This is a genomic window from Flavobacterium sp. (genome assembly GCF_041911335.1).
GTDB lineage: Bacteria > Bacteroidota > Bacteroidia > Flavobacteriales > Flavobacteriaceae > Flavobacterium.
On sequence record NZ_JAYRPD010000023.1, the window covers coordinates 16,884 to 27,269 of the forward strand.

The window sequence follows — 10,386 nt, forward strand, 5'->3', positions numbered from 1 at the left end:
AAGAAAATTTAACTTTTGTTAACTCGAAATTATCGGTTTATGTACAAGTAGCCTGTTAATGGTTCATGGTAATTTGGATCATTTAAATAAAGGATGTAATAGTAAGTCCCAGCAGGAGCAAGAGTACTTCCAACGCCATTTTCTACATAACCGTCCCAATCGGGTTTATTATTGTTTCCTGTCCATAAATGTTTGCCCCAACGGTTGTAAATCAATAACTCGAAGTTTACAAAAATATCGCGAAGACCATCGATGAAAAAAGTATCATTTGAACCATCACCATTAGGAGAAACGGCATTGTAAACTACTGGTGGGCAATTTTCTGTTAAAAGTTGGAATGAAGTAACAGAAAAGCAACCGTTATCGATACGAACAAAAATTTCTTTTGGAGTGGTAAGTGCATCGTAATTAGAACTGTTTACGATAGGATTTATATTTTGTACAGCATCATTATAGGTCTCATGAAAAGAAATTAAATGAGTAGGATTTGTGCTAACCAATGTAGCATATCCAGAAAAATCAAAAATTCCTCTAGTTAAACCAAGATTACAAGATGTTATCGAATTTAAATTGTTAAAAGTCGGGGATACAGTTAGTTCAATTTCAATTTGAAAAGAATTATTGATTTCAATTAATTCAGGTCTTATTCCCGTTCCATTTCCAGTATCATCAACATTTACAGTTAGGGTGAAATTTAAAGGTATAGCATTCGGAATGGTAAGAGTGATTGTGCCATTTTCACTGCCTCCAATTGGAATGATATTTTGTGTGTATGTTGTAGCAATGGCCTCAGTTCCGACATAAAAGGTAATTGGTGTATTGGCTTGTAAAACTTCAGTGCTGTTCAAATTTGAAACAGTAAAATCAATTGTGACTTCTCTTGAATTACATGTGGAATTTGGATTTTCTAATACAATGGTTGCATCGGGTAATTGACTGTTTAGTTTGGTAACAACAGTGTTCAACATTACATAATCTTGTCCTGATTGGAGTGAGACCGTTGCAGATGTTGTACCTGGAACAATATAATTTTCAATAGAATAAACATCTAAATCCATGTTGTACAGATTTGTAGAATTGGTCTCAGTATTGGTTCCGTTAAACGCATTATCACTAGGGTTTAATGTATTGCTTAATACATTTGTTGTTCCGTTTGCAGCAAAACTCAAACGCTCACTTACTTGAATAAAACGATCACCTTCCCAAGCTATGAAACCTATTTTAGCGCCAGTATTACTAATTAAATATAAATTGTTTAGCTGAATTGTCATTGTGTCTATTATTCCCAATGGAAGATTAGGAGATAAAGCTTCTAAACCTTGATAAATGTTTAATTGATTCAAAGTCAAACTTGGATTTTCATAAACTACTAATATTGCCCAACCAGCAAATTGTGTGGCATTTGATATATATGTAGGTACATAACTATTTAAATCAAATTCTGATAAGGTATATGTCCCATTTCCAGTGGTTTGAACAAAAGTTGTAATGTCTTTAAATGCACTGAAATATGTAAACTCATTTGCTGTTCCAACGACATTGCTTAGCAAGTCAGGGGACATATCAACACCATTTAATTTTATGTCGGTATCTCCAGGTCCGCTTCCTGCCCAATATAGGTAAGCTCTTTCAATTCGATCATTTACTCCAAGATTTAATGTTGCTGAAGATTGTGTATAAAGAAATGTCGGAGAAAAATTTGTATTCTCGGAAGGATTTAATGTATTACCAATGAAAGTAAAATCATATCTACCGTTTATTTGCGTATACAACGAAATATTTTGCCCAAAGAATAAAAATGGTGACAAAAGAAATCCAATAAATAGTAGGAGAGTAATTTTTTTAATCATTTGAGAGCCATTAATTTGGTTCCAATTTACTATATTTTTTTTAAAAAACGATATATTGAATTCAGATAACATAAAAAATTAGTAATTTTCCGAATTATTTAAAGGTTTTAATGAAGTATCAAATTCAAAAGTATTCAAACGAACATTATAAAGAATGGAACAATTTTGTAGCCCATGCTAAAAATGCAACATTCTTGTTTCATCGCGATTTTATGGAATATCATCAAGATCGATTTGAAGATTATTCGCTTTTAGTATTTGATAAAAAGAATAATTTAAAAGCAATTTTACCTGCCAATAGAGTAGGAGATGTTTTGTATTCTCATCAAGGATTAACTTATGGTGGATTGGTTCTAAATAAATCGGTTTTACTTTCAGAAGTTATTCAAATAACCCATAGTGTGTTAAGATTTTTAAGTGAAAATGAAATTAGAATAATTGAATTAAAGATAATTCCAAATATTTACAATACTGCTCCGTCAGATGAAATGGAGTACATTTCTTTTTTACTTCAAGCAAAAATTCTAAGAAGAGATACATTAGCAATTGTAGATTTAGCAAACCAAATTCCAATTTCAAGAGTTCGTAAAAGAGGGATAGAAAAAGGAAATAAAATTAATTTAAAAGTTAAAGAAGTTGACGATTTTAATTCTTTTTGGAATGAATTGTTGATACCTAATCTAAAAGAAAGATACAACGTAGAACCTGTTCACTCTCTTGATGAGATTAAGTTGTTAAAGATGAAATTCCCTACTGAAATTAAACAATATAATGTGTATTTAGAAAATAAAATTATAGGAGGTGTCACCGTTTTCGAAACTAAAAATGTAATTCATCCACAATATATTTCTGGTAATAAAGAGTTTAATAATTTATATGGAGGATTAGATTTTTTATATGATTATTTGATGAATACTGTTTATAAAGAATCTAAATTTTTTGATTTTGGAATTTCAAATGAAAATAATGGTCTAAATTTAAATGAAAGTCTTCACTATTGGAAAGAGTCATTTGGTGCTCGAACAGTTGTTCAAAATTTTTACGAAATTGAAACTAAGAATTATTCACTTTTAGAAAACGTTTTGATATGATACATTTCCTAAATTTAAAAAAAATAAATCAACCTTTTGAAGCTGCTTTTCAGAAAAAGATGAAGCAATTTTTAGAAGGCGGATGGTATGTTTTAGGCAATGAGGTAAAACAATTTGAAACGGATTTCGCCAATTACTGTGGAACGAAACATTGTATTGGAGTTGGAAATGGTTTAGATGCTTTAGTGCTAATTTTTAAAGCCTACATTCATTTAGGAAAACTACAAAAAGGAGATGAAATAATCGTTCCAGCAAACACATATATTGCGAGTATTCTGGCAGTTTTACAAGCCGATTTAGTTCCCGTTTTAGTTGAACCTCTATTGGAAACGTATAACATCAATCCAGACGATATTGAAGCTAAAATAACATCAAAAACCAAAGCTATTTTACCTGTTCATTTGTACGGACAATTAGCCGAAATGAATGCTATTAATGCAATCGCTCAAAAATACAATCTTTTGGTTGTTGAAGATGCAGCTCAAGCGCACGGAAGTCAGTTTTTAGAAAATAAAAAAGCTGGAAATTTGAGTCATGCTGCTGCTTTTAGTTTTTATCCAGGAAAAAATTTAGGAGCTTTAGGTGATGCTGGAGCTATTACAACTAATGATGATGCATTGGCAGCAGTTTTGTTTTCGATGCGAAACTATGGTTCAAAAGTAAAATATGAGAACGAAATCATTGGTGTAAATTCAAGATTAGACGAACTACAAGCTGCTTTTTTAAATATTAAATTAAAACAATTAGATTCTGAAAATGAGTTCAGAAGAAGTATGGCTAGACGTTATCTTTCAGAAATCAAAAATGATAAAATTATAATGCCAACATGGGATTTATCTCAAAATCACGTGTTTCATTTATTTGTCATTCGAACAGCAGACCGATTAGCATTACAAAATTATCTGAAAGAGAACGGAATTGAAACGATGATTCATTATCCAATTCCACCACATAAACAAAAAGCTTTAGCGAATTGGAATACTATGTCGTTTCCTATTACCGAAAAAATTCATAAAGAAGTGTTGAGTATTCCATTGAATTCGGGTTTAAAAGCTTCCGAAATTCAACACATTATAACCACTTTAAATAACTATTAATTTTGAATATTTTAAAGAAAACACTTCAAAATCAATTATTTAAAGCGGCAACTTTAAATAGTGTAAGTATTTTAGTTCGTTTGATATCGGGTTTTATTTCTTCTAAGGCAATTGCTTATTTTATTGGACCTTCAGGAATGGCATTAATGGGTAATCTTAGGAATTTTACATCTACACTTGAAAATATCGGAATTTTAGGTTTGCAAAATGGAATAGTTCAAAACAGTGCTAAAAATCAAGAAAGTAATGAACAATTAAACCATTGGGTAACTTCTTTATTTTGTTTTTTTTTCATTTTATCTTTAGCTCTCAGTTTATTAGTTTTTCTTGGAAATGGATTTTTTGGAAAACAAATTTTTGGTTCTAGTTCTAATTATTATTTTATACTAAATTTTATTGCATTTGTAATCCCTTTTCAAGTACTGCATTTGTTTTTTGTAGCCATTCTAAATGGTTTTAGTGAGTACAAAAAAGTTACTTACATTTCTATTTTTAGTTATGTTGTTGGATTACTTATTTCTTTGTACTTAATGTGGAAATATGGTATCAATGGCGCGTTAATTTCGATTTCAGTATTGTCAATATTTCAGTTTTTATTTTCGGGATATTACTTTGGACAACATTTTTCTTTGCGATTAATTTTACAAAATAGAAAAATAGATTTTAGAAGTATAAATCACTTACTTCCGTTAGGATTAATGACGCTTTTTTCGGCGGTTGTAGGGCCAATTATTTATATTTTTATTAGGAATTTAATAAGTAAAGAATCATCTTTAGACGCTGCGGGACATTATGAAGCAATGCAACGAATTTCAGGGTTTTATATGATGTTTGTTACTACTTTAATAACATTTTATTTTTTGCCAGAACTCACAAAAGCAAAATCATTAAATGATGAACGCAAACTAACATTTGCATTTTACAAAGGCATAATTTCAATTTTTGGGATTGGATTAGTTGTAATTTATTTTTTAAGACATTTTGTGATTCAAGTTTTATTAACAAAAGAATTTGAGTTGGTTTCAGATTTGTTTTTATGGCAACTTTTGGGTGATTTTTTCAAAGCATTATCTTTAATTTTAGGAATTCGTTTTTATGCAAAAAAAATAATGAAAGGCTATTTTGTAACTGAAATTATTTCATTTATAATTTTATTTTTCTCGAGTTATTTTCTTATTCCAAAATTAGGAAGTGAAGGCGCTGTAATGGCATATGCAATAACTTACCTGATTTATTTTATTGTTTTGTTAATTTATTTTAGAAAACTAATTTATGTCAAAAAATCTTAAGCTACTTATCGCAATCGAAGTTCTATTTCGATTGATTTTGTTTTCGATATTCTATACTTCAGTAACTATTTTTCCTGATTCTGAAGGTTATCTTGATTTAGCTAAAAGAGTTTCCAATTTTGATTTTTCAAATTATAATGGATTGCGTTCACCGGGTTATCCATTATTGATTTCTTTTGTAAATTCGAATTTATATGCTTTGGTTTTTATTCAATTTGGATTAGGAACTGTAACTTCTGTCTTTCAATATAAAACGTTGACTCATTTAGCTTTTTCAAAACGAAATAGCTTAATATTTACTCTTTTTATCAGTAGTTTTCTAAATGTTTTCTTTTTCGAAACTTGTGTTTTAGTGGAAACTTTGGTGCTTTTTTTAATGAGTGTTTTTGTTTATTTACTTTCCAAAACTCCATTTCAAAATCAAAGTTTAAAGTTCGATTTTCTTATGAGTTTTATTTTAGGTTATTTAGTTTTAATCAAATCGTTTTATATTTTTATTCCTTTTATGCTTTTGGTTTGGTTATTATTAAAACAACCCAATTTTAAAACTATTTTTCGTAAAAGTTGTTTGATTTTACTATTTCCAATGCTAGCCTTTTGGAGTTGGTCGTATGTAAATAAAGTCAACATTGGACAATTTTCTACTTCAGGAATTTCAGGATTATATTTAGCGCAAAATTGTGTTTATTTTGCCGAAGATGCTCCAAAAGAATTCGATTGGATTTCAAAAACATACGTGGATTACAGAGAAAAATCTATACGAGAAAATCGCGACGTGGCTATGACTATTTGGTATGCTTACGAAGGTGGCGCTTATGACAAGTACAATTTAACTTTGCCAGAATTTTCAGTAGAGTTGGGGAAATTTGCTAAAGCAGCAATAAAAGAAAATCCATTCGCATATTTGAAACAAGTTATCACTAAGTCTTGGTTTGATTTTTGGAAACCAACAATCAATTGGAATTATGAAGCGTTCAATTTTAAGTATGCGAATAAACTATTTTTGGGAGTTTGGTATTTGCAGTCTGCTCTTATTGTTTTAATTAAGGCTGGATTTCTATTTGTTTTTGGATTTCACCTGATTCAATTCTTAAAAAGCAGAAAATTTGTTTTCGAATTTTTATTGTCGTCCATAGTGTTTTCGGCTTCTGTTTTGCAAGCTTTGGCAACTTATGGAACTAATAATCGGTTTAGTTTTCCGTTTGAATTTATGATGATTATATTGGTTTTACTCTTTCTAAAAACTAAGGTTAAGCTTCCCAGCAAGCTAAATATTTGGTTGCAATAGTTTTGTAATCATGCTGTTTTTCTATGAAATTTCGAGCGTTTTTAGAAATTGCTATTATTTTTTCAGGATGTTCAATTAACAAGGAAAGTTTTGCTGCAATTTCAGTTTCATTCGGTAAAGCATTAATACAAACTTCATCTTCTTGCAACTGATACTGATTTAAAAATTCGGTTTCAGCACCGGTAAAAACCACTTTTCCTTTCGCCATAGCTTCTAAAGCATTATAGCCTTGATCGTAAGCAAAAACTTGGTCTAGTAGAATATGTGCTTTGTTGTAAATGGAAATATATTCATTATACGGAAGGTTTTCAGTCACAATTATTTCTACTTTATCAGCATATTTTTCTCGAATTATTTCTAAAGCTTTTTCGAAATAATTAATTCCTTTTTTAAGGTAACTCAATCGATTAATACCAAGAAAAATGATGATTTTATTTGTATTTTCTATAGGTTGAAAAACAATTTTATCTGTATTTATTGGGTTTGGAATAAACGTGGTTGAATATCCCATTTTTTGCATCGGAATTCCATAATCTAAATCAGATGTGATTAGTTGTTGACAATTTTCTTTAAGCCAATGAAACGTTTTTCGATAATTTTCTTTTCGATATTTTAATGGGAATTGAAAATATTTTTCCAAAGAATTGTCGTCAAAATAAGGAGTTAAAACCGAATATTTTAGTTCGTTTTGAAACCAATAATCTACAATTGGTGTCTCATCACCACAAATTAATAAACTTCGACTTTTAATTTTCTTGAATAACTTTTTAAATAAAAATCTTGACAAAATTGGATACGTTTCTAAAGCATCCGAATTAATTAATTGTACATGATTAAAATCATTCAGCTTAGGTAAAAGCAGATAAAATCGAATCGCTTTTTCAATTTTTTCGAAATCTAAACCCAAAACTTTTCGAATACTTTTAAATAGAAAATTAGCTATCTTGTTATCGTTGCATACAGCCGCATAAATTGAATAATCTACAGGGAATTTCTTGAATTTATCACCACAACCCACAATTGTGACTTCATGACCAAGCGCTACTAATCCTTCTTTTAAAGAATTGTGCAAACGACTATATTCGCCTAACAAAAGTATTTTCATGTGATGTTTCTAAATTCTAAATTCTGACTTCTAAATTCTTATCTTTGTGTAAATATAGTACAATTGCTAAATATGTATCAAAAATCGGATATTCAAATTTTAATTGCCACGATGAATCGAACTAGTTTCGATTTTTTGAAAGCGATGTTTTTATTTTCTGATTTTTCAAATTTTAATTTATTAGTAATCAATCAAACGACTCCCGATAAATTATTACAATCTGATTTTGAAAATGTTGAAGTAATTAATTCTTTTGATAAAGGATTGTCTAAAAGCAGAAATTTAGCATTACAAATGGCTTCTAAAGATTTGGTTATTTTAACTGATGATGATGTGGTTTTTCAATCGAGTTTTGAAAATTTTGTCTTAAATGCATTCAATTCCAATCCTAGTCATGATGGTTTTCGATTTCAGTATGAAAATGAAAATGGAAATTTCCCCAAAAAATATCCAAAACGATTTTTATCAAAACTTTCAGATTTTGAGATATTAAATTCTTCTTCTGTTGAATTGGTTTTTAAAAAGGATAGTATCAAATCTAAAGGTGTCCTATTTGATGAGAATTTTGGTTTGGGATCTACATTTTACATGGGAGAAGAAGCTATTTTTGTTTCTGATGCCATTAAAAAAGGTTTGAATATAGGTTTTGTACCAAAAACAATTTTGATTCATCCTGATTTATCAACAGGAGAAAAAACAAGTAGTTCAGAATTATATTTTGTACAAAGTGCTGTTTTTTATCGCATTTTTGGTAAAATGTATTTATTTTGGGTAGCTTTGAAATTATTTTTTGATTTAAAACAAAGTAAAATTAACTTTACTCAAGTTTATTACCTGTTTAATCAAGCGCTTAAAGGAAAAAAAGCTTATGTCAACGCTACAAAATTGTAAAATACTTTCTATTCCAAAAATCGAAGACCCAAGAGGAAATCTTTCGGTTATTGAAAACAATGTTATTCCTTTTCAAATTAAACGCGTTTATTATTTGTATGATGTTCCCAGTGGTGCAGAACGTGGTGGACATTCTCATAAAGAACAACAAGAATTTTTGGTCGCTTTGTCTGGAAGTTTTGATGTGATTTTAAACGACGGAAAAGAAGTAAAAACGATTACTTTAAATAAACCATTTGAAGGACTTTTGATAATGAATGGAATTTGGCGTGAATTGAAGAATTTTTCATCTGGTGCCGTTTGTTTAGTTATTGCTTCTGATGTTTTTGAAGAAGCAGATTATATTAGAGAATTCGATGAGTTTCTAGCGATTTCGGCTAAGTAAATTTTCATAAACGTTTACTAAATCTGAAAAATGTTTCGCAAAGGTCTTTGTAACTAAATAATTTGGAATATTATTTTCTAATTCCTTTTTTAAACCTGAATTTGAAAGTAGTTCAATCATTTTTTCTTCCAATGCTTTCTGATTTTTGAAGGAATAAGTTAGTCCAACATGATTTTGCTCAATTTCATTTTTAATTCCAACTAAATCACTAGTAATTACCGTTTTTCCAAAAGCGAAACTTTCTAAAATTACATTACCATACGCTTCTAAATATTCGCTCGGAACCACTGAAAATTTGGAATTAGCATAAATATCTTGTAATTCTTCACGGGATTTGTTTCCTAAAAATGAAACGTTTTGCAGTTTGTTGTTTTCTGTAAAATTCTGAAGTTCTTCTAATTGATATCCTTCACCAACAATCCATAATTGTTCATCTGGAAATTGTTTTGAAATGTTCTTAAATGCTTTTAATAAAGTCAAAACTCCTTTTTCTGGAACCAATCGCCCAACAAACAAAATATAATTTCCTTCAGAATTAGAATTTTGGTTTTGTTTAATAAGTATTGGATTCGCTAATGTTTTGCCTTCTTTTTTAAAATGGTTTGAAATAAATTGCGTTAAATTTTCTGATGGCGTTAAAAAATAATCAATATGTTTTTTGATAATACTTTTATGATGCGATTGTTTTAAATACAGCAAAGTATCAAATAAAATATTTCGTTTTGGTTGATGATGTAATATGCATTCTATAGCACTTTCATGTTTATGAAGTACTTCGTTTTTATCATTCAGCATATAGTTTTTCGGGCAGATGTAATAATAATCGCGAAAAGAAAACACAATAGGAATTCCTTTAGATTCAGCAAATTCCATGAAATGCGGCGTTACAGGTGCGCCAATACTAAAACAGTGAATAACATCAGGTTGAAAACTTTCTATTTCTTGAATAATTTCTTGCGTAATGGTTTTGTGGTAGAATTTCTCAACCCAATTGGTTTTTATTTTATCCTTCCCAAACCATTTAAAGATGTAATCAGAATTGTTTTTTTCGGCATACTGAATCAATTCATGAAGATAACTTTCAACTCCTCCTTTAAGTCGATTTTGATAATTAAAATTATTGATTAGTAATATTCGCATTTCATTTAAAAATTAATTATTTACTTTGAGTACTTTTTTTGAAGTAAACAAAAGTAACATAGTCTGTAAAAATCAAATAGAAATAAATTTGGCTTTTCAGATAGTAAGTTTCTCTCAATTTTTGCTCCGAATACTTTAAAAAAAAAGACCAATAAAAAAGTTAGGTGTAAATTAGTTATAATTTTCCCATATTTTGAAAGTTTAATGTAATTACTGTCAATTAAATTATTGTTTAGTAAGAAAAGTAAAC

The 10,386-nt window shown here is 29.2% G+C and carries 9 protein-coding genes; 6 read left to right on the forward strand and 3 right to left on the reverse strand.

Annotated features, from left to right (window positions below; translation table 11 throughout):
- Positions 1–29: 29 nt before the first annotated feature.
- On the reverse strand, positions 30–1,850 hold the full coding sequence (locus ACE3PD_RS02880; RefSeq protein ID WP_374399359.1) for a gliding motility-associated C-terminal domain-containing protein: 1,821 nt from the start codon (positions 1,848–1,850) through the stop codon (positions 30–32).
- Positions 1,851–1,960: 110 nt separating this feature from the next.
- Between ACE3PD_RS02880 and ACE3PD_RS02885 the strand changes: the two genes are divergently transcribed.
- The 4 genes from ACE3PD_RS02885 to ACE3PD_RS02900 are packed head-to-tail and all read left to right on the forward strand — an operon-like array spanning position 1,961 to position 6,615.
- Entirely contained in the window at positions 1,961–2,941 is a 981-nt protein-coding gene (locus tag ACE3PD_RS02885) for a GNAT family N-acetyltransferase (protein ID WP_374399361.1), read from the forward strand.
- Complete coding sequence (locus ACE3PD_RS02890; RefSeq protein ID WP_374399363.1) at positions 2,938–4,038, forward strand: DegT/DnrJ/EryC1/StrS family aminotransferase; 1,101 nt, start codon at positions 2,938–2,940, stop codon at positions 4,036–4,038. Before ACE3PD_RS02885 ends, ACE3PD_RS02890 begins: the two co-directional genes overlap by 4 nt.
- A 2-nt stretch (positions 4,039–4,040) precedes the next feature.
- Positions 4,041–5,327, forward strand: a complete 1,287-nt coding sequence (locus ACE3PD_RS02895) for an O-antigen translocase (protein WP_374399365.1) — start codon at positions 4,041–4,043, stop codon at positions 5,325–5,327.
- Entirely contained in the window at positions 5,311–6,615 is a 1,305-nt protein-coding gene (locus ACE3PD_RS02900) for a hypothetical protein (protein ID WP_374399367.1), read from the forward strand. The genes ACE3PD_RS02895 and ACE3PD_RS02900 overlap by 17 nt, the downstream gene beginning before the upstream one ends.
- Here ACE3PD_RS02900 and ACE3PD_RS02905 read toward each other — a convergent pair.
- The gene (locus ACE3PD_RS02905) at positions 6,578–7,720 is read right to left on the reverse strand and encodes a glycosyltransferase (RefSeq protein WP_374399369.1); all 1,143 of its coding nucleotides are present in this window, start codon (positions 7,718–7,720) and stop codon (positions 6,578–6,580) included. The genes ACE3PD_RS02900 and ACE3PD_RS02905 overlap by 38 nt on opposite strands.
- A 72-nt stretch (positions 7,721–7,792) precedes the next feature.
- Here ACE3PD_RS02905 and ACE3PD_RS02910 point away from each other — a divergent pair, with 72 nt between their 5' ends.
- Positions 7,793–8,611: a glycosyltransferase family 2 protein gene (locus ACE3PD_RS02910; RefSeq protein ID WP_374399371.1), complete on the forward strand. Its 819-nt coding sequence runs from the start codon at positions 7,793–7,795 to the stop codon at positions 8,609–8,611.
- The gene (locus ACE3PD_RS02915) at positions 8,589–8,996 is read left to right on the forward strand and encodes an FdtA/QdtA family cupin domain-containing protein (RefSeq protein ID WP_374399373.1); all 408 of its coding nucleotides are present in this window, start codon (positions 8,589–8,591) and stop codon (positions 8,994–8,996) included. Before ACE3PD_RS02910 ends, ACE3PD_RS02915 begins: the two co-directional genes overlap by 23 nt.
- Here ACE3PD_RS02915 and ACE3PD_RS02920 read toward each other — a convergent pair.
- On the reverse strand, positions 8,976–10,136 hold the full coding sequence (locus tag ACE3PD_RS02920) for a glycosyltransferase family 4 protein (RefSeq protein WP_374399375.1): 1,161 nt from the start codon (positions 10,134–10,136) through the stop codon (positions 8,976–8,978). The genes ACE3PD_RS02915 and ACE3PD_RS02920 overlap by 21 nt on opposite strands.
- Between the last annotated feature and the right edge of the window lie 250 nt (positions 10,137–10,386).

Coding starts and splice junctions, on each gene's coding strand:
- ACE3PD_RS02905 (WP_374399369.1), bottom strand. CDS start 7,720: ATGAAAATACTTTTGTTAGGCGAATATAGTCGTTTGCACAATTCTTTA.
- ACE3PD_RS02880 (WP_374399359.1), bottom strand. CDS start 1,850: ATGATTAAAAAAATTACTCTCCTACTATTTATTGGATTTCTTTTGTCA.
- ACE3PD_RS02915 (WP_374399373.1), top strand. CDS start 8,589: ATGTCAACGCTACAAAATTGTAAAATACTTTCTATTCCAAAAATCGAA.
- ACE3PD_RS02890 (WP_374399363.1), top strand. CDS start 2,938: ATGATACATTTCCTAAATTTAAAAAAAATAAATCAACCTTTTGAAGCT.
- ACE3PD_RS02910 (WP_374399371.1), top strand. CDS start 7,793: ATGTATCAAAAATCGGATATTCAAATTTTAATTGCCACGATGAATCGA.
- ACE3PD_RS02920 (WP_374399375.1), bottom strand. CDS start 10,136: ATGCGAATATTACTAATCAATAATTTTAATTATCAAAATCGACTTAAA.
- ACE3PD_RS02885 (WP_374399361.1), top strand. CDS start 1,961: ATGAAGTATCAAATTCAAAAGTATTCAAACGAACATTATAAAGAATGG.
- ACE3PD_RS02900 (WP_374399367.1), top strand. CDS start 5,311: ATGTCAAAAAATCTTAAGCTACTTATCGCAATCGAAGTTCTATTTCGA.